This window comes from Telluria sp. ZT3P39, from assembly GCF_059685935.1.
On the sequence record NZ_JCASIH010000023.1, the window covers coordinates 14,018 to 35,851 of the forward strand.

The window sequence follows — 21,834 nt, forward strand, 5'->3', positions numbered from 1 at the left end:
CGCGAGGCCGCGGGCGGCGGTCAGCGCTTGTTCTGCTTCATCGCCGCGGCCACTTCGCGCTTGGCGTCGCGGTCCTTCTCGGTGGAGCGCTTGTCGTGCTGCTTCTTGCCCTTGGCCAGGCCGATCTCGCATTTCACGCGGCCGCCCTTGAAGTGCAGGTTCAGCGGCACCAGGGTGTAGCCGGAACGCTCGACCTTGCCGACCAGCTTGTCCAGTTCGTTCCGGTGCAGCAGCAGCTTGCGGGTGCGCAGCGCTTCCGGGTGGCTGAAGCTCGACGCGCTGGTCAGGGCGCTGATGTGGGCGCCGAACAGGAACAGCTCGTCGCCGCGCACGACCACATAGGCTTCCTTGATCTGGACCTTGCCCTCGCGGATGGCCTTGATTTCCCACCCTTCCAGGACGATGCCGGCCTCGTACCGGTCCTCGATGAAGTAGTCGAAAAATGCTTTTTTATTGTCAACGATGCTCATGAAATAACGAAAATCCGCGTCTCGGTTAAACTACTGCTGTGGCGGTGGAGTGCACACCCTGTGAACACTGCATGCCCAAAATACAACTTGTCCAACATCATAACAAACGGTTGACCAATGGCAGTAGTGCACAAATCAGTTTTTCTTGGCTATAGCGCGGAGCAGATGTTCGACCTGGTCGCCAAGGTCGAAGATTATCCGAAATTCCTCCCGTGGTGCGGCGGCGTGAAGCTCATCGAGCGCACCGAAGACAAGCTGGTGGCCAACCTGCAAATCAATTTCCATGGCGTGAAGCAGAGTTTTACGACCTCGAACCACAACAATCGCCCGACCCAGATGAAGATGCACCTGGTCGACGGCCCGTTCAAGATGCTGGAAGGCACGTGGAACTTCAAGGCCTTGCGCGCTGACGCCTGCAAGATCGAGTTCGACATGCATTACGAGTTCTCGAGCATTATCCTGGAACAGATCGTCGGCCCCGTGTTCGGCATGATCGCCAACAACATGGTCGATTCCTTCTGCAAGCGCGCCGAGACGATTTATGGATGAGATGCTGCAGGTTGACGTCTGCTACGCCACGGCGCGCGACGCCTTCCTGCGTCCATTGACGGTCGCGCCCGGCACCACGATAGGGCAGGCCATCGAGATGAGCGGCGTGCTGCTAGCCTATCCGGACATTAACCTGAGCACGCAGCCGGTCGGCATCTATGCGAAGAAGCAGACGCTCGACACGGTCTTGCGCGACCGCGACCGCATCGAGATCTACCGGCCCCTGGTGGCCGACCCGAAAGATTCACGCCGCCGCCGCGCGGCCAAGAAGGAAGGCGCTTAAGGGCAATCCGCCAGCACCTTGTTCGCACGGGCCGCATTTGCGGCCTTTTCTTCGTCGGTCAGAAAGCCGCGTTCTCCATTTGCGCCGATCTTGCTTACCCGCATGTCGGATTCCGAATGCGCCTTGACCTGGCGCGCGGTCTCGCAACGCTCGGCCAGCTCGCGCTTGCGCAGTGCCTCGGCAGCTTCCTTCTTCTCGCCCTCCGCGCGCTCTTTTGCACGCCCGCGGTAGGCCGCTTCGCGGGCGGCGAGCGTGGGCGTGGGCCGGGCACGGGATTCATCCGGAATAGCGACGGGTGCGGTCATCGCCTGGCGCGGCGCCTTCAGGATCTTGCCCGGCGGCGTGCCGGCCGGCGGCGGGTGATCCGAGAAATGGCGCACGCCGTTCGGGCCGATCCAGGAATACTGGGCATGGGCGACGGCGCTGCCGAGGAGCAGGGCGGAAGCGAACAAGAGACGTAACAGGCGGGGCATAAAGTTTTCCTTGGGTAACAGATGGATTTCGCCATGCTTCGGCCCCAGTGTCAATGAAGAACGGCGGTCGAGAGCGGATTTTGGGCATGCCTGCGACAGCCATGGCTGGTTTCTGTATAATTCGCTTTTGCGCCTATAGGAAAATGCTATGCGTCTACTCCAAAAAGCACTCACCTTCGATGATGTGCTGCTCGTTCCGGCCTACTCCAATGTTCTTCCGGCCGCAACTTCCCTTCGCACCAAACTGACCCGGAATATTTCCCTGAATATCCCGCTGCTGTCGGCTGCGATGGATACTGTCACCGAGGCGCGTCTTGCGATCGCGATGGCGCAGGAGGGCGGCATCGGCATTATCCACAAGAACCTCCGGCCCAGCGACCAGGCGCGTGAAGTAGCCCGCGTCAAGCGTTTCGAAGCGGGCGTCCTGCGCGACCCGATCACCATCCCCCCGACCATGAAGATCCGTGAAGTCATCGCGCTGTCGCAACAGCACGGTATCAGCGGCTTCCCCGTGGTCGAAGGCAAGCAGGTGGTGGGCATCATCACCAACCGCGATTTGCGTTTCGAAGAAGACCTCGAAGCCGAAGCCCGCGCCAAGATGACCCCGCGCGAAAAACTCGTCTACGTGAAGGACGATGCGGACACCGTCGAAGCCAAGCGCCTGATGAACAAGCACCGCCTCGAGCGCGTACTGGTCGTCAACGACGAGTTCGAGCTGCGCGGCCTGATCACCGTCAAGGATATCCAGAAGTCGCACGAGCACCCGTTCGCATCGAAAGATGCGCAGGGCAAGCTGCTGGTCGGCGCCGCCGTCGGTGTGGGCGAGCGCGACGAAGAGCGCATCGAGCTGCTGGTCGCGGCCGGCGTGGACGTGCTGGTGGTCGACACCGCGCACGGCCACTCGCAAGGCATCCTCGACCGCGTGAAGTGGATCAAGGAACGTTTCCCTCAGGTCGATGTCATCGGCGGCAATATCGCTACCGCGGCGGCCGCACGGGCGCTGGTCGAGCATGGCGCGGATGCGGTCAAGGTCGGCATCGGTCCCGGCTCGATCTGCACCACCCGCATCGTGGCCGGCGTCGGCGTGCCGCAGATCACAGCGATCTCGAACGTGGCCAAGGAGCTGGAGGGCACGGGCGTGCCCTGCATCGCCGATGGCGGCATCCGCTACTCGGGCGACATTTCCAAGGCACTGGCAGCGGGCGCGCATACCGTCATGATGGGCAGCATGTTCGCCGGCACCGAAGAAGCGCCCGGCGAAGTCATCCTGTACCAGGGCCGCAGCTACAAAGGCTACCGCGGCATGGGCAGCCTGGGCGCGATGGCCGAAGGCTCGGCCGACCGCTATTTCCAGGAAGCCTCCAGCAAGGCCGACAAGTTCGTCCCGGAAGGCATCGAAGGCCGCGTCGCCTACAAGGGCAGCGTGCTGGCGATCCTCTTCCAGCTGGTCGGCGGCGTGCGCCAGTCGATGGGCTATTGCGGCTGCGCCACCATCGAAGAGCTGCGCGAAAAAGCCGAGTTCGTCGAGATCACCTCGGCGGGCATGCGCGAATCGCACGTGCACGATGTGCAGATCACCAAGGAAGCTCCGAACTACCGTTCCGAGTAACCAGTCAAACGGCGCCTGTGCGCCGTTTTTCGTATCGGGGTGACGGCGACGCCGGCCCCGAATACCTCCCCGAATTCATTATCACTCTCCGCCTTCATGCACTCTAAAATCCTCATTCTCGATTTCGGTTCCCAGGTTACCCAGCTGATCGCCCGCCGCGTGCGCGATGCCGGCGTGTTTTCCGAAGTCTTCCCTTACGACGTCAGCGACGAGTTCGTGCGCAACTACGGCGCCTCCGGCATCATCCTCTCGGGCAGCCATAGCTCGACCCTGGAAGGCGATGCTCCGCGCGCGCCGCAGGCCGTGTTCGAAGCCGGCGTGCCGGTGCTGGGCATCTGCTACGGCATGCAGACCATGGCCGCCCAGCTCGGCGGCAAGGTAGAAAATGGCAAGCTGCGCGAATTCGGCTACGCCGAAGTGCGCGCCCGCGGCCATACCGCGCTGCTCAAGGGCATCAACGACTTCGTGACCGATGAAGGCCACGGCATGCTGCGCGTCTGGATGAGCCACGGCGACAAGGTGCTGGACATGCCGGAAGGTTTCAAGCTGATGGGCTCGACCGACAGCTGCCCGATCGCCGCCATGGCCGACGAAGAGCGCCGCTTCTACGCGCTGCAATTCCATCCGGAAGTGACCCACACGACGCAAGGCGAAGCCATCATCGGCCGCTTCGTGCACGAGATCTGCGGCTGCAAGTCGGACTGGAACATGCCGGACTATATCGGCGAAGCGGTCCAGAAGATCCGCGAGCAGGTCGGCACCGACGAAGTGATCCTGGGCCTGTCCGGCGGCGTCGATTCGAGCGTGGCCGCGGCCCTGATCCACCGCGCCATCGGCGACCAGCTGACCTGCGTGTTCGTCGACCACGGCCTGCTGCGCAAGGACGAGGGCAAGATGGTGATGGACATGTTCTCGAAGAACCTGGGCGTGAAAGTCATCCGCATCGATGCGGAAGACCAGTTCATGGGCCACCTGCTAGGGGTCACCGACCCCGAGCAGAAGCGCAAGATCATCGGCCGCGAGTTCGTGGAAGTGTTCCAGGTCGAAGCGGGCAAACTGAGCAATGCGCGCTGGCTGGCCCAGGGCACGATCTATCCGGACGTGATCGAGTCGGCCGGTAAAGGTAAAAAAGGACAGACCATCAAGAGCCACCACAACGTGGGCGGCCTGCCGGAAACCCTCAACCTCAAATTGCTCGAGCCGCTGCGCGAGCTGTTCAAGGACGAAGTGCGTAAACTCGGCGTGGCCCTCGGCCTGCCGCACGACATGGTCTACCGTCACCCGTTCCCGGGCCCGGGCCTGGGCGTGCGCATTCTCGGTGAAGTCAAGAAGGAGTATGCCGACCTGCTGCGCGAGGCCGACGCCATCTTCATCGAAGAACTGCGCAATACGCCGTTCGAGCTGCCCGCGGTCGCTGGCATCGATCCGGGCAAGGCCCCGGTGAACTGGTATGAGGCCACCAGCCAGGCCTTTGCCGTGTTCCTGCCGGTGAAATCGGTGGGCGTGATGGGCGATGGGCGCACTTATGAATACGTCGTGGCGCTGCGCGCGGTGCAGACGCTGGACTTCATGACGGCGCAGTGGGCGCACTTGCCGCATTCGCTGCTGGGCAAGGTGTCGAACCGGATCATCAACGAAGTGCGCGGACTGAACCGGGTGGTGTATGACATTTCGGGGAAGCCGCCGGCGACGATCGAGTGGGAATAATTCGCAGCTCGGAACTTCATCGTGCAAGATTGAACTAAGCCCCTGATTTCAGGGGCTTTTTTCATTGTCGAGAGCCGTCCAGGTCGTGTATGTTCGCCCGTGTCATGGGCACGGACATGGCGACGTCCCATCGACATATCCAAGCGACTGCGGCGTCGCTATCGAAGTGGCCTTGTGCAAGCCGACGCGCAAGTCGATCATCGGAAGGAGCATCCTCGACACAACTGGTTGGCACGTACGACTGTCGGCTGTGTCGCAGATTCGGACCTGGATCAAACGGACACAATTGGCGGCGTTGGGATTGTTCATGCAAAGCTGCCGATGCAGGGCCGCGTTGGGCGGCAAGTTTGACATGTCGATCGGAGACAGGTTGAGGGCCCCAGTGTTGCCAGTGCGAGTCAGGGCCATGTACTCGATGCGAATATGTGCATCGGACACAGGGGGCGCCAGCATGAGTTCGCCTGGTGAATCGCGGAAGATGCCAGCTTGCTTCAGTGAAGTGATCTTGGCTGTGTCGAGCGGATAGACGTTGGCGGCGGCATGCGCGACACGGCGTGTCACGACATGGAGGGTATTGTAGACGTACATCAGCCGCGCGACTTCGATCAGGCCGAATACCAGCGTGAAAAAAATCATGGCCAGCAGCGCAAATTCGACAACGGAGACACCGTCCTGCGCCCGGCCGGGGCGCTGTGACAAACCACGCGATCGATTATTTGCCGACATAGCGCAATGTGACGTTGGCTGTGATTGTGAGCCCGTTGGAGCCGAAGTAGGTATCGAAAACGCGGTCATAGAAATTGAAGGAGACCAATACCCTGACTGTTTGCGGCGTTCCAGCAACGATGCCGCATTCTTCCGTGTCGCAGTACACGCCGGGCTCGGGGATTTCGTCTTCGGGCGCAAGGTCTGAAAGCTCCCTTCTCACAATCTCTATCGCGACGTCTTTGGCACGCCCTGCTAGAACTCGCGACGTTATATCGGCCCTGGGTACGGTCGCCATGAATTGGGCAGCGTCCTGGGCTGCCCTGTGCACGATGGTGTAATGCCACATGTACTGCGCCCACAGCACGAGCGGTATCAGGGTGATGATCAGAATGGGAAGGACGAATGCCAGTTCGACTGCTGCCGCGCCGCGCTGGTGCTGGCGGACCCGTGGAATCGCCAGTTTCATGGGAAAACCTCTACTGGTCCGGAGATGGAAGACTCCGACACCGATCCAGCAAATTCGCCGACAAGACTATCCTTGGTTGCTGGAACGGTCATGAAGAACTTGCCAATTCCTGCCACGGTGGCACCGGTATTGGCGCCTGATGGCACACCGTCGCTGCACGAGAGTAGTGGAATATGCAGGACCCGCCTGTGGGGAGCATCGAACTCTCTTCGCGCAGACGCGACTAAACTTACCGTGCCGGGATTGCTCGTGCCGATAGGGGCGTAAGGTGTGCTGTAGGCAAAGGCGTTCGGATAGCCGTTTGCGGATACGCCGGCCGTGTACAGTTTTCCCCAATCGCCAGTGCCGAAGGGCTCATCCCCAGTGTACCGCTCCGGTTTGCCAGTTGAGTAATTTGCGTATTTGACTGGCTTGGCATATGACCCGAGAGGACCATATGAGCCCGCGGTTATGGTTGACAGGGAAGTCCCTGGTGCCGGAATATCGGCCACGGTTTCGAGCCGGCCGCGCTCAGTTGTCGTCGTGGCAGCAACGGTACCAGTTGTGGGCACCATCCAGGGAGCGCCGTTTGCCTTGTCGTAGGAATAGGGTCTGACGTTGTCGTCTGGAGGCGCACTGCCATGATGGCACTGGTTCTGAGTAAAACTGTCGAAGCGTGAATTCAGCGATGCGAACAGGGCATTGAGCGGAGACGTATTGGGCAGTGGCGAGACTCTGATGCGGCCACCCGATAGGTGGGAAATCCACGTTGTGCCGACACAGGCGAACGGAGCGAGGATCGACGTGTTGAAGGAGGCACTGGTCGATCCTGGTGCAGCGACGGGGTTCAGCACGAAGCGTGCTGGCTGTGTGCCTTTCGGATTCAGTTGCATCAGGTCGTAACTGACGCCGCGGCGGAATCCGTATTCCACCAGTTCGCTGTCGGCCAGGGCAGGATGCGTCCTTTCGGTTGCCGCACTGTCCGACATGGCGCAAATGGCAATCGGGACCACATCGAGGCCTGTACGGCCCGCGATAGCACCGCTATTCACCGATACAATGGGCGTCTTGTCAGAAAAGATGCGTATGAACATGGTCCGCACCTCGCCGAATTTCGCTCCCAGGCCTGTGGCATCCACTTTCACAAAATAAGCGGTTGAGGGGGTAGCGGATGAAGCAGTCAGCCAGGTTCCCGAACGGTCTGGAGTCGTGCCGAATTTGATCGCGGCATCGTTCCAGCCGATGGAACGGCCGTATTGGTAACTGAAGCGTTCGGCAGTTTCCTTGGCGGCCGTCTGCGCGGCTGTGATGCCTTCTGCTGTTCCGTTGAGCTGCTTTGCTGCAGCCACTGCTACTGCGCTGGCCATCCCATTGAGTTCGATGTAGCGGTTGTAAAGCAAGGCAGAATCCAGCGCCATTCCGCACATGACAATGATCAGAACGAGCAGTGGAGCCGACATGACGGCAAATGCTCCGCGCTGCCGCACATGACGTGATGCCATGTGCCGCGCGCTGACGCTTGCCGGTCTACCGGTGCGGAAGCACTGTCTGCTTGAGTGTCGCCTCGATACCATATATGCCTCGTCGATCCCGGGGTACAGCAGCGGGAGCACATCGCTGAGGACTCGATTCTATCGAGGTCGTTCCGAAAATCATTGATTTAGGGCAATCTGGGGAGGGCATATGCAACCAACCCACGCAAATATTGGTGGGTTATGACGCTGGACAAGAACGGCGACGAAGGCACGTGCTACGGACTATAGGTCGATGGCGTCGGGCCGAGGAACGCCTCCTTGGGTGGCTAGACCGTTTCCGCAAGCTACGCGTCCGTCACGCCCACCATGCCTTTCTTTCGCTTGCCTGCGCACTCATCTGTTGGAGATAAGGCGAGAAGTTTTGTCACGCGCTCCAAGTCCCGCTCGGATGCATTCATTTCACGAGTCAGCCTCGATCTCACCCACCAGAACTATTTTTTCCCTGGAAGCGTTGCGTTTTTGCTCAACCGCTGGTGTTATCTGCAAACCTTCATTACTTAATTGCAACGAGCGAACTTATAATGGCTGAGACGCCATCGCGAGTCGGTCGCAAGCGTAATCTTGAAAGGCCCGTGCCCATGGCGAGTGTAGTTAACGACAATCCAAAAGAAGCCAGTTCGAACAAGTCGGCGTTGAGCAAGCTGTTCGACGAGACCCGCAAGCGCCTGGTCGAAACTGGAACGCGCAATCGTTTGGTACACGTCAACCGAAAGAATACGCGCGCAGCCGTGGTCAACGTCGTCAATGAACGGTCGGAGGATGTGCACTGCATTCTTGGCGGCGGCAAGGCAATGCGCTTTCTTGCAATCGGAAAGGATCAGGAGGGCGATAGCGATGGGATCAAGCTGGCTGATGCAGGCGAACCGGCAGTTTCTGCCGAGCGCTTCACCGATGCCTATCTTGAGACGCGGATGGGGCCCGATAATTTGCAAAAGCGTCTGCTTAAGATAGCGCGCGAGGCTCAGACCGCCGAAGAAGAGTCGGGCGTCAACATTCTCTATCTTGCACTGGGCTTTCTGTCCTGGTTCGAAGCGAAGGTTTCCGCAGTACAGCGGGAAGCACCACTGATTCTACTTCCCGTTCAGATCACACGGAACCAGAAGACATCTGCTTTTGAGATTCGCCTGCGCGACGACGACATCGTCACGAACTTGCCTCTTCAGCAAAGGCTGAGGGAGGATTTCGGCCTCTTGTTGCCTGAGATCGAGATCGACGAGGAGTGGAGCCCCTCCCAGTATTTCAGGCAGGTCGAGGCTGCTGTCGCCTCCCAGTCCAGTTGGCGGGTGGAGCGCGACGGAATGCAGCTCGGCTTCTTCTCTTTTTCCAAACTGTTGATGTACCGTGACCTGGCGCCGGAAGCGTGGCCCGAAGGCGCCATTGCGGAACACGAGCTTACCCGCGGCCTGCTTTATGAAGGGTTTGAACCCGAGCAGCCTTTGATCAAGTCTGGCGAGCGGCTCGATGTCGTTCTGCCGCCAGAAAATATCTTCCACGTGGTCGATGCGGACGCATCGCAGGCCATCGTCATCGAAGAGGTGCGCAAAGGGCGCAACCTGGTCGTACAGGGGCCACCAGGAACGGGCAAGTCGCAGACGATTACCAATATCATTGCGGCCGCGGTAAAGGAAGGCAAGCGTGTCCTGTTCGTTGCAGAGAAGATGGCTGCACTGTCGGTCGTGCACGACCGGCTGGTGAAAGTAGGATTGCGCGACGTGTGCCTTGAACTGCATTCACGTACCGCGAACAAAAAAGACGTACTCGCCGAGTTGGCACGGACGATCACGCGTTCGGCAGCTGTTCCCGGCATGCCCGACGCCCCGGAGGCGCTTACCAGAGTCCGCGACAAATTGAATGTGCTTGCCGATGTTCTCCATCGGACGATTGGCAATTCAGGGGAAACGCCGTATTCCGTCCTTGGCGCGCAGGCGCGCTTCATTGGCATGGGTATCCCGGCCCCCGCGGTCGCCGGCTCGACTTTGGCAATGCTTTCGCGCGAGCAGATGGACGAACTGCTGCAGGTAGTGGGTCGTTATGGTGCGCTTGTCGCGAGCGAGGGAAACCGGGCGTCACACCCGCTTGCCGGCGTTCAGAACCTGGCCTTGCAGCCGGTGGAGTTGTCGCGACTTTCGGACCTTTTGCCGAAAGCCGGCAAATCGGTTACGGCACTGAGTAGTGCGCTGCTCGAGGCCGCTCCCGCACTCGGCGTTGACTTTCCTCATACACGCGCATGTGCGCATGCGGCCCTACAGACCTTGGCGTGTATTGGTGACCTGGCGCCGCACACAGAGGATGTGGCAACCCGAATGTTGGCCGAGGGCGACTTGGGTCGCCTCGCGGCGAGTTTGCGCGCGGGCGCGACATGGCGTTCAGCCAGGGATGAGGCTGGAGCCCAGTTTACTGACGCGGCGTTCGCTACTACGCCCCTTGCCCTGCGCGGCGCCCTCGCAGCAGGCACTCAGTCCTTCTTCACACGGTGGGGCGGTCCTTACCGTCACGCGTCACGCGAACTCGCAGGCATGTTGCGTTCGGATTTACCGAAGAAAGCCAGTGATCGGCTGGCGCTCGTTGATACGCTGATCGGGATCGACACGCAAAAGAATCTTTGGAAAGCCGAGGAATCGTATTGCGCCCAATGCCTGGGCGATCATTGGCGAGGCGAACTGACGGATTTCGCGAAGCTGCTCTCTGTGATGGAGTGGTGCGAGAAAGTGTGCCTGGCCCCGCTGGCCTGCCCGCCGGGCGCGTTGGTGGCGCTTGGCCGCAAGCCCGAGCTTGTGCAGGATCTTCGACAAAAACTGGGCCGGCTGGAGCCGGAAGCGGATGTGGCGGTTCGCGAAATGTTCGAAGTATTACGGTTCACGCCATCGGTACTTGGGAATGACGATCCGGCGCATCATCCATTATCTGATGTCGCTGACTGGATCGCGCGCCTGGCGTCGTCGCTTGACAGGTACACGGGCTGGTCAGCCCTGCAAAAGGCTCATGGCGCGTTGGTCAACGCAGGACTGCAGGAAGTCGTGACGGGAGTGGAAACGGGAGCGCTGCGGGCAGACGAGGCAGCAACGCAGTTGCAGTTTGCGCGGGCCGAACAATTGTGGAATATGGTGCGGGAGTCTTCGCCGGAACTGAAGAATATCGGCGAGATCGATCGCCATCTGTTGGTCGCGGAATTCGCGGCGCTGGAGCGCACGCGTCTGAAGGAGAATGTCACAAGCATCGTCGCCGGCCACCTGGCGCAGGTGCCGCAGGGTGCGATGGGGGAAATGAAGATTATCCGAGGCGAGCTTGGCAAGAAGCGCGGCCATATCGCCTTGCGAAAGCTGTTCTCCAGCGCCGGCAATGCACTTCAACGGATCAAGCCCGTGATGCTGATGAGCCCCATTTCCGTCGCGCAATTCGTTCCGCCGGGAGCACTGGCATTTGATTTGCTGATCATTGACGAAGCATCACAGGTCCGGCCCGAAGACGCGCTTGGCGCAATCGCCCGCGCGGAGCAGATCGTGGTGGTGGGAGACCAGAAGCAGTTGCCGCCATCATCCTTCTTTGCGCGCTTGCTCAGCGACGATGGAGAGGACCTCGCCGATGAAGATGGCGAAGAGACGCTATTGGGAGATGCCGCGAAGGCCGGCGATATGGAGAGCATCCTGAGTCTGTGCGAGGCCCGCGGCCTGAACTCGCGCATGCTGCAATGGCACTACCGTTCCCGCGACCCATCGCTGATCCAGGTGTCCAATCACGAATTCTACAATGACGAATTGATCTTGCCGCCGTCGCCGCTGCAGAGGAATGCGAACTTCGGGCTGACGTTCACGCGTGTGCCGGGTGTTTACGACAAGGGCGGAAAGCGTGACAACCGGATCGAAGGAGAGGCGATTGTCACGCGCATAGCCGAACACGCCCGCTTGCATCCGAATGTATCAGCCGGCATCGTCACATTCTCGTCCGCCCAAAAAAACCTCATCACCGAATTGCTGGAACTGCGCCGGCGCACCGACCCTGTCCTGAACGAGTTTCTCCGCGAAGGGAATGCCGAAGGCGTCTTTGTCAAGAATATCGAGAACGTGCAAGGCGACGAGCGCGACGTTATTTTCGTGAGCGTGTGCTACGGCCCCACTGTCGCAGGTGGGAAGCTGGCCAGCATGTCGTTCGGACCGGTAAACAGCGAAGGTGGCGAGCGGAGGCTGAACGTCTTGTTTACCCGTGCCAGGTTGAAATGTGAAGTGTTTGCTTCCTTCCACCCTGGTGATATCGATCCTGCCCGTAGCGCACGCGAAGGAGTTCGCATTCTCAAGCACTACCTCGAGTTCGCAAGTGGTGCGAGCCTCAGTGGTGTCAGTTCCTCGGGGGGCATCGCGGAGTCGCCTTTCGAGGAAGATGTCGCCAGCGTGGTCCGCGGCCTGGGTTACATGGCCGACCCGCAGGTCGGCACCGCCGGATTTCGAATCGACCTGGGGATTCGTCACCCGGACCGGCCTGGAACCTACGTGCTCGCAGTTGAATGCGACGGTGCGACTTATCACAGTGCCTTATGGGCACGCGAGCGGGACCGCCTGCGTCAGGACGTACTCGAACACCTCGGGTGGCGTTTCTATCGTATCTGGAGTACCGACTGGTTCTACAACCGCAAGCTGGAGATCGAGCGGCTGAAAGTGGCGCTGGTGGACGCGCACCGCCTGGCGGAACAGGCCATTTCTCTTGAAGGAGCGAACACGCAGGCGCCTGCCGCGCCGGCAACGGACGAGCTGCCGCTGATACTCGATGTGCCTGAAGTAGCGCCGCGGCAGATGCCGCATTACAAGCGTTCCTACATCCCCATGGAAGCACAGGAGTTGCTTGACACTCCGGTCCATTTCCTCGCAGACGTGACGGCACGAATCGTCCAGGAAGAAGGACCGATCCATGTTGATGAGATCGCGCGACGGCTTGCAAGCTGCTTCGGCAAGGAGAAAGCAGGGAGCAGGATTCTCGGTGTGACGAAAGCTGCACTCGCAGCGACAGAGGCCCGCGGCAGCGCACTTCTCAACGAAGGCGCGTTCTGGTTCACGCAGGCCCAAGTGGACGACACGCCGGTAAGAGACCGCTCCAACGAGAGCGGTGCAACGCTGAAGGCGGCCAGCATCTCCATGTTGGAGGTGTGTGCAGCATTGCGTCTGGCGCGCGCTGACAACGCAGGCGGGGAGGACGCGGAACTGGTGCGTTGCGCGGCGCGTCTGCTTGGATTCAAGCGTGTGGGGGGCGAACTGCAAGAGCGACTGGCCTCAGGTCTGACCGCCCTAAACGAGGCTATGGTGTAATCGTAACCGATCCATGCAACCGGCCAGATCACCGGTTGCATCCCCAAACAGGAGTGTCCAGAAAAATCAGCGTACCTCAATTGCTCGATTGCTCTTATTTTTGGAGCAATCTTTTGGTATAGTTAGTTTCCTTGATGAAACCTTACAGTGGCACAGGCGATTGAACCCGACATTGTTTGTCGCTCCGCCCCGTAGCATTTGCCACTATTCACGACGAGCGAGCCCAACGACACCATGACGACTGCCTCCAAAACCATTCTGCCGCGCCCCTTTACCATCAACGACATCAACGTCGGCACCAGGCTCTACGCAGTGCTCGTGCGCTACGCCGCGACCCATCCGGGAAAATCGATTTTCTATGGTGACCTGCTCGACCAGGCCCGCACGATGTTCCCCGAGGATGAGGAGGTCAAGCGCGCGGTACCGATCGGTATCGGCATGAAGCTCTTGTTCGTCGAGGCATTCTGCAATGAGAGCGGCTATCCGAACCTGGCCTGTCTTGCTGTCAACAAGGGTAAGGGGGAGCCGGGCGGTGGCTTTTCGGGGAACTGGTTGCAGCAGATGCGTGAAGTCGCCGCTTTCGACTGGTCGGCGGCGCAACCGGTCCTGGATGCCTACGTGACCCGCTCGATCAAGGTTGCCACGCCGCTCCAGCGCCGCAGGGAGGCCGAGGCGCGGGAACTGCTGTTTGCGCATTTCCGCGCGCACCGCGACGCCTATAAGGATTTCAGTGAAGACGACAGGGAAGAGATGGTCAGCCTGCTGATGGAGGGGTTCGATGTCGACAGCGCCCTGCTTACGGTCCTGGACGCGAAAGCCGCGCTCGCCTGAGCGAGCTTCCGACAACGAGGCAGGTGAGCCGATGAAGAACGAATCCGAAGATCCCGGATTACCAGCGCCCCTATAAATGGAGTGGCAAGAACGTCCAGCAATTGTTCGACGATATAGCGACCCACAAGGACAAGCCGTCGTATCGGCTGGCACCATCGTTCTCCATCGCGAAGGCACGATCCGCGCCCATGGCCAGGAGATGTTCGGGGTCCTCGTCGACAGCCTGGAACAACCAACGGACGTCGATGCTGCTGTTTCCTGAAGCGGCATGCCCGGGTCGCTGCACATGACCCGAGCATGTCAGGAAGGCCGATGAAATCCTTCCGCGCCTTCTCGATCGCACAGGACATGCCGGTGAGCAGCTAACCGGTGTGCGGCCTAGGCAAGCAGGGTGGCCAGGCAGCGCTCGGCCCTGTCCGACAGCACCAGTTCGACGGCCATTTGCGCCCGGGTCAGCGCGACGAACAGGCGGCGCCGCGCTACCTCGTCGAGCTCCGCAAAATCCATCTCGGCAATTACCACCGCCGGTGCGCTCTGGCCCTTGAAGCGGTAGACTGATTCGACCAGCAGCTCGCCCTTGCTCCAGCGCGGCTCGCCACTGGCGTCGTATTCGCCGGTGAAACGGCGGGTGAGATGGGGGCCGATGCCGACCCGGTTCAGCAGTGCCGACTTGTCGCGGCCGCGGCCGCAGACGACGGCGATGTCGGCCAGGGCGAAGCCCCGTGCCAGCAAGGCGCCGACCGCGTCCTCGGTCCGGGCCAGCAGTTCCTGGTCGGAAGAGTAGGTCCGGATGCCGGGGAGCTCGCCGCGGTAGGGATTCAGGGCGCGGATCGGCGGGCGCACCAGGGCCAGCGCGTTGATCAGGTCGCAGATCACCTGCGGGCTGCGGAAGTTGTCGCTGCACTGGATCGTGACCGCGTCGCCCAGCCCGAAACCGTCGCGCCGGTACAGGCGCTGGGCTTCGTCTTCCAGCACATACAGCCTGCCGTCGGGCCGGATGCGGCTGCACAGGCTTTCCACCCAGCCCGCGTCGAAATCCTGGGCCTCGTCGATGATCAGCAGGTCCAGGCTCTGCGCGAAGCCGGCGCTGGCGGAAACGTAGTGCCCGGCCATGCGTTCGAACGCGTCCGGCGAAAAATCGGGATCGCCCTGGCTGCGCCGGTAGTGCTCGACGCACAGCTCATGGAAGTTGACCACCTCGACCTTCGGCGAGACCAGAGTGCGCACGTGGTCGGCCAGGCTGCGGTTGTAGCAGACGTAGCACGCGTTCAGGCGCTCGGCGGCGGCCGTCTCGAGCAGTTGCAGCGCGAGCTGGGTCTTGCCGGAGCCGGCGGTGGCCTGGATCCGGAAGATGCCGGTCGGCGATCCGGTGCGCGGCACCCAGGTTGCAAGGCCATCGGAGAGGCGCCGCACGCTGCCGAGCAGCTGGTCGCGCATGACCTCGAGGTTGGGCGTGACCTGGAACTGGTTGAGCAGCAGCCTGCGCAAGTCCGTGCGGTCGACCGTGCTGCCGGTGGCCGCAAACCACTCTCGAACCGTCGACACCATGTTGCCGAAACGGGCTGCGTCGATGATCCGGTCGCGCGGAATCGATATCAGCTGGCTGTCGCCGAGTTCGTAGTCGGGCAGCACGAGGCAGCTCATCACGGTCGTCTCCAGGCCCGCCTCCTTGAGCCGGTTCTGCATCGCCACGCGCTGCAGGCGACCCTGGCGCGCAACGTCGCATTCGCCGTCCCCGTAGAGCTTGAAGATCTCGCCGTTGCGCAGCACGACAGATCCGGCCTTCACCTCCATCAGCAGCAGGCACCCTTCCGGAGACAGCACCGCGACGTCGATCTCGCCGTAGCAATCCCGCCCGCCGCGCAAGGTATGGAGCGCGATGTTGTGGAAGACCTCGAAGCCGTCGGGAAGGTGGTCGCGCAAGCGTTCGAGCACGTCGAGCTCGCGGTAGCGTCCGGCGTCGGTACGGAGAGGGGGAAGGAGCTGCGGAGAAAGACTGGCCATGAGATAGAAGAGGATGAGCGGACTTGCCCATTATCATCAATTCAAGCGCTTCGACACAAGTGCAAGAACCTTGCGACAACACTTGTCGCCGGGTCTGTGACGATATTCACGTGCAGCGCTTACCCGCGATGGGTAATTTCACTATTTACGTCGCCTGTTCGGCAAATAAGTTTCCATAATGAAATTCTGTTCGATAAAATAGAACGATTGCTGTTGCTAAGATATTTTTTGGAATTTTGCATGGACATGCGCCTGCACGTGGCATTCCCCTATATGGCATGACTGAAAGCGCGGTTTGGATGAGATACCAGGACACTCAAATGAAAGTCGGCGCTCTGGCGTCGGAGCAGCGGCCGGCGAAACCCATCGTCGTCGCTTACGGCTTGATGAACGCCGGCAAAAGTTTTTTGATGAACATGCTGAGCGAGCATGTCGAAGAAGAATTTTTCAAGACAAATGACGTGCGCGAAACCGTGCTGAACGCGCGGTATGAGGGCGGCGAGTGCGTGTTCCTCGATACGCCCGGACTCGATGCGACGGGCGAGGACGACGAGCATGCGCAACGCGGCGCCCGCGAAGGCGACATCGTGCTGTTCGTGCACCAGCCGCAGGGCGAACTCGAAGCCGTCGAGCTCAGCTGGCTGGAGGCGCTGCGGGACACGCTCGACGAACATGCGTCCAGCAACATCGTGGTGGTCCTCAGCAAGATCGACAAGGAAGCGGCGGAAAAGATCGACCTGATCGAGCAGCGCATCGCGCAGCAATGCGAACAGGCGCTCGGTTTCGCGCCGCGCATCTTCCGCGTTTCCGGCAAGCGTTACCAGGACGGCGTCCGCAAGGGCCAGGCCGTGCTGGCAGCGGCCAGCGGCATCGACGCACTGGCTTCCCACCTGCGCCGGCTGGCCGGGGACGTGCGCGCGGTACGTGCCCGTAAACGGGCCCTCCAGATCGACGCCCTGCTGGCGCAAGTCGGGCAGGGCCGCCGCAGTGCGCAGGAAGCCCGGCAGGCCCTACAGGATACAGTCACGGCGGATTTCGCCGCCTTCAACGAGCAGGTCGCGCAGCTTCGCCGCCACCTCGACGCCAGCGCCGCTGCGTTCAAGAAGATTTAAGGATACCCATGGCATTACCCTGGTTAATTGGCGCTGCAGTCTTCGGCCTCGGCGCAGCGATCGTGAAAGCAGTCAGCGACGATGATTCGTCGAGCAGCAATTCCAGCAGCGTCGACGTCGGCGAGGAACGCCGCCGCCGCGAGGCGGCGGCATTGAAACAGCGCGAGCAGGAGCGCGAACAGAAGCGTACCAACGCCTGCGTCCTGTTCGCCGAAGGCGGCGCGCGCCTGGGCGAAGGCCTGTCGGCGGCGCTCGATGGCGTGGCCGACCTTGCGCAGACCGGCTCGCCATCCTTCATCGCAAGCCTCGGCGCCAACGGCTATACCCTGCCGCCGGCCGATCCGCTGCGCGCGGAGGAAATCAAGCATGTCCTGCGCGAGGCGTTCCCGCCGAGGGATGCCGCCATCACGCGCATCGCGGGCAACCTCGATTTCTATACCCGTGCCTACGATGTGCGCCTGCAGGGGAGCCGCAAGCAGTATCGCCAGTCCGCGCAGATCGCGGCGCTGGACGACGAGCTCAAGGCATGGGACGGGATCGAGCAGCAGTTGCTGGCGCTGAAGGCCGGCGCCACGCCGTCCGCATGAAGAAAGAAGATCGATGAGCAACCCTATCCGTCGTACGGAGCTCCTGGCATCGTTCCAGGAACTGAAGAACAAGTTCAGCAATACCCTGGACTGGGCAAAAGGGCAGGAAACCGCCTTCGAAGACTTGCGCAAGGACTTCCTGTCCGATATCGACAAGCAGCTGGCGCGGGCGCGCAAGCAGCTCAAGAAAACCCATCCGGCACATGGCCAGCTCAGCGCCTTCATCGACCTCATGGATTCCACGAAGGGCGAATGGAAAACCAGGGTGCTCGACCGTGAGAAGGGCGTCGGCTTCCAGAAGGACTTCGGGGACTCGCTGCTGGTCTTCGTCAACGGCAAGGTCAAGTCGGGCAAGAGTTCGCTTGGAAACTATATAGCGTGGGGTCACACGGATCCGACGCCGGAGATCAAGCGCCAGGTCGCCCCCAAGGACGCACCCGCCTATTTTTCCCGCGACCAGACGACGGTACGGGGAGGCGATGAGAAGGGCGAGGCAGAGGACCGGTGCGAGTTCCGCGTCGGCGCCGTCGAAGCGACCAGCTCGATCCAGGGCTTCCGGCTGCCGGGCCTGACCTGGGTCGACTCGCCGTGACTGCATTCGATGAACCGCGAAAACGGTGAGCTGGCGCTGCGCTACGTGGACCACGCCGACCTGATCCTGTACACCATGAAGTCCGACTCCCCGGGCCGCGAAAGCGACATGTCGGAGATCGAGCGCCTGGTCGGGCAGAACAAGAAGATCGTACTGCTGCTGACCGGCAGCGACGACGTCGAGGAAGAACCGGCCCCGGACGGAGAGACCCTGGTGCAGACCGTGGTGATGAAGGATGTCGCGCGTTGCGGGCGGCAGGTTGCCTACGTGCGCGAGGCACTGGAAACGGCGTGCGGCGCCGCGCTCGTCGCAAGGGTCGACATCGTGCCGGTCTCGGCCCGCTATGCGCAGCTCCACGCCGGCGACGAGGCAAGGCTTGCCGAAAGCGGTATGGGAGAACTGTTTGCGACCCTGCATCGGATCGCGCATTCGGAAGGCCTGGAGATCAAGGAGCGCACGCCGGTTGCGAATCTCTACCATTTCCTGCAAGCCTGCCATGCCGATCTCGGTCCTTACGAAACGCTGATCGCCGGTTTCCGCCAGCCCTTGCAGGACGCGAAAATGCGGACAGACAAGACCCTGAACACGGTCGTCCACGCTGCGCAGGCGGAACTGCAGGACTTCGTCGACCAGTATTTCGAGCGGCTCGAGGCCGACCGCCACGGCGCCGGCCTGACCGCGCAGCTGGCGGCATTCCAGAAGGCCCTGAACGCACAGATGCAGGAGACCGTGACAGTCCATCTCGGCGACGTTTTCGAAGACATGATGTCCGGCTTTGCCACGGCGATTGAGGACACTTACCAGGCCAGCGAGCTGGTGCGCCTGCCGGACTTCGAAGTGCAGAAGGTCACAGAAAAAATCCCGCGCGTCCAGTCGGGCACCCGGGGCCGTAACAGCCTGTTCGGCAGCCTCCTGCTGGGCACGGTGGGCTTCCTGCTCGGCGGCCCTCCCGGCGCGGGCATCGGGGCGAGCGTCGGCGGGGCGCTGGGCGGGGCCACCGGCAACAGCGCGTCGACCAGCTACAGTGAAATCGAAGTCACCGTCGGCGACAACCTGCAGGAGATTCGCCTGCAGGCCGTGCGCCAGGCCCAGGAAGCGCTCGACATCCAGATCCGCGGCGCCGCCGGCGCCCTGTGGCGCTCGGTGGAGCAGGAAGTGGACGACCTGCTCGACCCGCTGGCCGGCACCATCCGGAAGTTCGACACCGACTTGCAGGCGCTGCTGCGCATCATCGAAGACAAACAGGAAGCATTATGAGTACCAATCCCACGCAGCTGCTGGACGCCTACCAGCGGACCCGCGCCATCGTCGCCGGCCATCCCGACCTGGCCCTGCAGTTCGCGCCGGTCGAGGCGATGTTCGAGGACAAGAAGGGCAAGGCCGATGCGGTCGTCATGGTCTACGGTGTCTACAACGCCGGCAAGAGTACCCTGATCAACGCCTTGATCGGCCGCGAGGCCGCGGCCGTCGATGACGTCCCGAAGACGGATACGGTCACGGCCTACCAGTGGGGCAGCTACAGCATCCTCGATACGCCGGGCGTGGACGCGCCCATCGAGCACGAGCAGGTTACCCAGGCCCAGATGCTCAAGGCGGACGCCGTCATCTTCGTGGTGGATCCGCTCGGCACCGTCGAAGAAGAGAAGACCCTGGAAGTGCTGCTCGACATGGTCGCGGCGCGCAAGCAGATCTACCTTGTCTTCAACGAGAAAAAGCCGGTGAGCCCGGATACCTTCGTGCATCTCAAGGACCAGGTGCGCGCCCGCCTCCAGGCGATGGCCGCGGCGCGCGGGCTGACCGACGTGCTCAAGGAAATCCCGATCTCGAAAGTCAATGCGCGCCGCGCCCTGCAGGGCGCCGTCAAGGGCCAAGCCTTGATGGTCGAGTTGAGCGAGTTCCCGGCCTTCGAGCAGCAGCTCAAGGGCTTCTTGCAGAGCATCGGCACGAATCAGATCTATGGCCGACTGAAGGGCGAGCTGCAGGGGTTCCTGGAGACGGTCGCCGACACCTTCGAGTCGCGGTCGGAGAGCGCCGCAGTGAAGAAATACGACCGGCTGCTCCAGCGCATCAACGCCGAAAGGTCGCGGTTTTCGCGCGACATGGCGCGCGTGCTGGCGCGCCAGCGCAGCCATGTCCACGAGATGAGCAAGGTGTATCTGCGCACCTCGCCGCAGGAGTGCCAGGGCCAGCTCGAACAGCTGCTGCGCAAGGCCGGCGAGCAGGTCAGCCACAGCCTGGAGAGCGAACTGCAGGCGGTGGTATCCCTGGTGCAGGCGGAGATCGACGAGTTCCAGGTCAGCCTGCCGCATATAGGGCAGCCGGACGCGCCCGGTGCGGTGCCGGAATTCGGGGATGCCGGCGCGCAGGACGATGAGGACATGCCGTCCATGCCCGGCCCCGCGGGGCAGTCGCTTCCCATCAAGGAAACCGTCCAGCAGCTCGGCGGCCTGGCCAAGCCGGAACACATCGTCAGCGGACTGAAGGTCATCAAGAAGACCATGCCCAGCCTGATGAAAGGAATCGGCATCAAGACCATGGAAAAGTGGGGCACGGCGATCGTCGGCAAGTGGATCCCCTATGTCGGTCTTGCGGCGTCGATCGGCGAAGGCCTGTACACGCTGTTCAAGGGAGATCCGGAAGCTGAGCGCCTGCACAAGCTGCACGAGGAACAGCAACGCGCCCGGGAACGCGCCGTCCAGCAGATGGAAGACTTCGCGCAGGACTTGGCGGAAGGCTTCGAGAATTCGATGGCGGCGATCGTCGCGAAGGAGAGCAGCGCGTTCTTCGACAACGTCAACGAACAGGTCGCGCTTCTGCGGGCCGGCTTCAGCGATGCGGAGCAGGAGAACAGCCGCCGGATCGAGCGGGTACTGGGCAACTTGCGACAGGTTGCCGGCGCCTGATGAGCGGGCCTGCGCTGACGCCTTTCCCGTGCAACGGCTGCGGCAAATGCTGCCGTCTGGTCGACCGTAGCCCCGAGACGGCATGGCTGGACCGGGGAGACGGAACCTGTCGGAACTTCGACGAGGACGCGCGCAGCTGCAGGATCTACGAGCAGCGGCCGTTGGTATGCCGGGTGCAGGACTACTATGTCGCGCACCTGGCCGAGCGGATCTCGTGGGACGACTTCGTGAAAGCGAACGTCGACATTTGCGCGCGCTTGTAGCGCAGGATCGGGACAAAAGCACTTGATGGTCCCGGCATCGGGCTACGGTTGTTCGGCCGGGTCGCCAGACCTCGGGCATTCAACGCAATCCGCACGACACCTGTCCCACTCGTGTGATCGGGCCGGTGTGTTCTGCTACGGCTCCGTTCTGCTCAACCCGGTGCCGGCGGTGCCGGAACCGTCGCTCATCGCGATGCTGCCGGTGGGACTTGCCCTTTTGTACGGTCGACGGCGTGCGCATGCTGCTCGATGATCACTAAATAAATCGCCGGCAGGCACCATGCACCGATCAGCGGTCGCCGTGCGTTCTTCCGGATCGGCACGGCCCTGGACCGCGAATCAGTATAAAATCCCGCCTCTGGGCCAAATCTTGCGCCGGGTGAACCGCAGCACATTCAGCATGTTGATTGACCATAGAGCCCTGTCCTCGCAGTAATGCCGTTCAGTTAGCATAAAAATGTAGGGTGGC

Annotated in this window: 20 protein-coding genes; 14 read left to right on the plus strand and 6 right to left on the minus strand. The window is 61.6% G+C overall.

The annotated features are described in order from the left end of the window. Positions 1–20: 20 nt before the first annotated feature. Entirely contained in the window at positions 21–470 is a 450-nt protein-coding gene (gene smpB / locus AC56LR_RS17720) for an SsrA-binding protein SmpB (protein WP_497132202.1), read from the minus strand. Between the two features lie 117 nt (positions 471–587). On the opposite strand from smpB, the gene AC56LR_RS17725 reads away from it, so the two are divergent. Together AC56LR_RS17725 and AC56LR_RS17730 are read left to right on the plus strand one after the other, a co-directional pair. After that, the gene (locus tag AC56LR_RS17725; protein WP_497132204.1) at positions 588–1,019 is read left to right on the plus strand and encodes a type II toxin-antitoxin system RatA family toxin; all 432 of its coding nucleotides are present in this window, start codon (positions 588–590) and stop codon (positions 1,017–1,019) included. Further along, positions 1,012–1,302, plus strand: a complete 291-nt coding sequence (locus AC56LR_RS17730; protein ID WP_497132205.1) for an RnfH family protein — start codon at positions 1,012–1,014, stop codon at positions 1,300–1,302. Before AC56LR_RS17725 ends, AC56LR_RS17730 begins: the two co-directional genes overlap by 8 nt. Here AC56LR_RS17730 and AC56LR_RS17735 read toward each other — a convergent pair. Next, positions 1,299–1,775 (minus strand): DUF4124 domain-containing protein, encoded by a 477-nt coding sequence (locus tag AC56LR_RS17735; protein ID WP_497132207.1) that lies wholly within the window; start codon positions 1,773–1,775, stop codon positions 1,299–1,301. The two genes, AC56LR_RS17730 and AC56LR_RS17735, sit on opposite strands and share 4 nt — an antisense overlap. A 148-nt stretch (positions 1,776–1,923) precedes the next feature. Here AC56LR_RS17735 and guaB point away from each other — a divergent pair, with 148 nt between their 5' ends. Together guaB and guaA are read left to right on the plus strand one after the other, a co-directional pair. Next, positions 1,924–3,384 (plus strand): IMP dehydrogenase, encoded by a 1,461-nt coding sequence (gene guaB / locus AC56LR_RS17740; protein ID WP_497132209.1) that lies wholly within the window; start codon positions 1,924–1,926, stop codon positions 3,382–3,384. Positions 3,385–3,480: 96 nt separating this feature from the next. Continuing rightward, the gene (gene guaA / locus AC56LR_RS17745; RefSeq protein ID WP_497132211.1) at positions 3,481–5,091 is read left to right on the plus strand and encodes a glutamine-hydrolyzing GMP synthase; all 1,611 of its coding nucleotides are present in this window, start codon (positions 3,481–3,483) and stop codon (positions 5,089–5,091) included. A 102-nt stretch (positions 5,092–5,193) separates the two neighbouring features. On the opposite strand, the gene AC56LR_RS17750 is transcribed toward guaA, so the two are convergent. The 3 genes from AC56LR_RS17750 to AC56LR_RS17760 are packed head-to-tail and all read right to left on the minus strand — an operon-like array spanning position 5,194 to position 7,704. Then, complete coding sequence (locus AC56LR_RS17750; RefSeq protein WP_497132213.1) at positions 5,194–5,817, minus strand: TadE/TadG family type IV pilus assembly protein; 624 nt, start codon at positions 5,815–5,817, stop codon at positions 5,194–5,196. Then, positions 5,804–6,265, minus strand: coding sequence for a TadE/TadG family type IV pilus assembly protein (locus tag AC56LR_RS17755; RefSeq protein WP_497132215.1), 462 nt, complete (start codon positions 6,263–6,265; stop codon positions 5,804–5,806). The genes AC56LR_RS17750 and AC56LR_RS17755 overlap by 14 nt, the downstream gene beginning before the upstream one ends. Further along, positions 6,262–7,704, minus strand: a complete 1,443-nt coding sequence (locus tag AC56LR_RS17760) for a pilus assembly protein TadG-related protein (RefSeq protein WP_497132217.1) — start codon at positions 7,702–7,704, stop codon at positions 6,262–6,264. The genes AC56LR_RS17755 and AC56LR_RS17760 overlap by 4 nt, the downstream gene beginning before the upstream one ends. Positions 7,705–8,357: 653 nt before the next feature. Between AC56LR_RS17760 and AC56LR_RS17765 the strand changes: the two genes are divergently transcribed. The 3 genes from AC56LR_RS17765 (at position 8,358) to AC56LR_RS17775 (ending at position 14,194) form a co-directional block, all read left to right on the plus strand. Further along, positions 8,358–13,073 carry a DUF3320 domain-containing protein gene (locus tag AC56LR_RS17765; RefSeq protein ID WP_497132219.1) on the plus strand — a complete coding sequence of 1,572 codons (4,716 nt, stop codon included), beginning with the start codon at positions 8,358–8,360 and terminating at the stop codon, positions 13,071–13,073. A 234-nt stretch (positions 13,074–13,307) separates the two neighbouring features. Beyond that, positions 13,308–13,904 carry a hypothetical protein gene (locus tag AC56LR_RS17770; protein ID WP_497132221.1) on the plus strand — a complete coding sequence of 199 codons (597 nt, stop codon included), beginning with the start codon at positions 13,308–13,310 and terminating at the stop codon, positions 13,902–13,904. Positions 13,905–13,954: 50 nt separating this feature from the next. After that, a complete protein-coding gene (locus AC56LR_RS17775) occupies positions 13,955–14,194 on the plus strand; it encodes a hypothetical protein (protein WP_497132286.1) in 240 nt (79 codons plus the stop codon). Between the two features lie 88 nt (positions 14,195–14,282). Here the strand turns inward: AC56LR_RS17775 and AC56LR_RS17780 are convergent, their stop codons facing one another. Next, positions 14,283–15,908 carry a nuclease-related domain-containing DEAD/DEAH box helicase gene (locus tag AC56LR_RS17780; RefSeq protein ID WP_497132223.1) on the minus strand — a complete coding sequence of 542 codons (1,626 nt, stop codon included), beginning with the start codon at positions 15,906–15,908 and terminating at the stop codon, positions 14,283–14,285. Between the two features lie 320 nt (positions 15,909–16,228). Between AC56LR_RS17780 and AC56LR_RS17785 the strand changes: the two genes are divergently transcribed. From AC56LR_RS17785 to AC56LR_RS17815, 7 genes are read left to right on the plus strand one after another with little or no spacing between them, the layout of a single operon-like run. Continuing rightward, entirely contained in the window at positions 16,229–17,020 is a 792-nt protein-coding gene (locus AC56LR_RS17785; RefSeq protein WP_497132225.1) for a GTPase, read from the plus strand. An 8-nt stretch (positions 17,021–17,028) separates the two neighbouring features. Beyond that, a complete protein-coding gene (locus AC56LR_RS17790; protein WP_497132227.1) occupies positions 17,029–17,607 on the plus strand; it encodes a hypothetical protein in 579 nt (192 codons plus the stop codon). Positions 17,608–17,620: 13 nt separating this feature from the next. Further along, entirely contained in the window at positions 17,621–18,199 is a 579-nt protein-coding gene (locus AC56LR_RS17795) for a hypothetical protein (protein ID WP_497132229.1), read from the plus strand. A gap of 9 nt (positions 18,200–18,208) precedes the next feature. Next, positions 18,209–19,456: a P-loop NTPase family protein gene (locus AC56LR_RS17800; protein WP_497132231.1), complete on the plus strand. Its 1,248-nt coding sequence runs from the start codon at positions 18,209–18,211 to the stop codon at positions 19,454–19,456. After that, on the plus strand, positions 19,453–21,102 hold the full coding sequence (locus tag AC56LR_RS17805) for a GTPase (RefSeq protein WP_497132233.1): 1,650 nt from the start codon (positions 19,453–19,455) through the stop codon (positions 21,100–21,102). The genes AC56LR_RS17800 and AC56LR_RS17805 overlap by 4 nt, the downstream gene beginning before the upstream one ends. Then, entirely contained in the window at positions 21,102–21,365 is a 264-nt protein-coding gene (locus tag AC56LR_RS17810) for a YkgJ family cysteine cluster protein (protein WP_497132235.1), read from the plus strand. Before AC56LR_RS17805 ends, AC56LR_RS17810 begins: the two co-directional genes overlap by 1 nt. 25 nt (positions 21,366–21,390) lie before the next feature. Further along, complete coding sequence (locus tag AC56LR_RS17815; RefSeq protein WP_497132288.1) at positions 21,391–21,618, plus strand: PEP-CTERM sorting domain-containing protein; 228 nt, start codon at positions 21,391–21,393, stop codon at positions 21,616–21,618. Positions 21,619–21,834 lie beyond the last annotated feature (216 nt).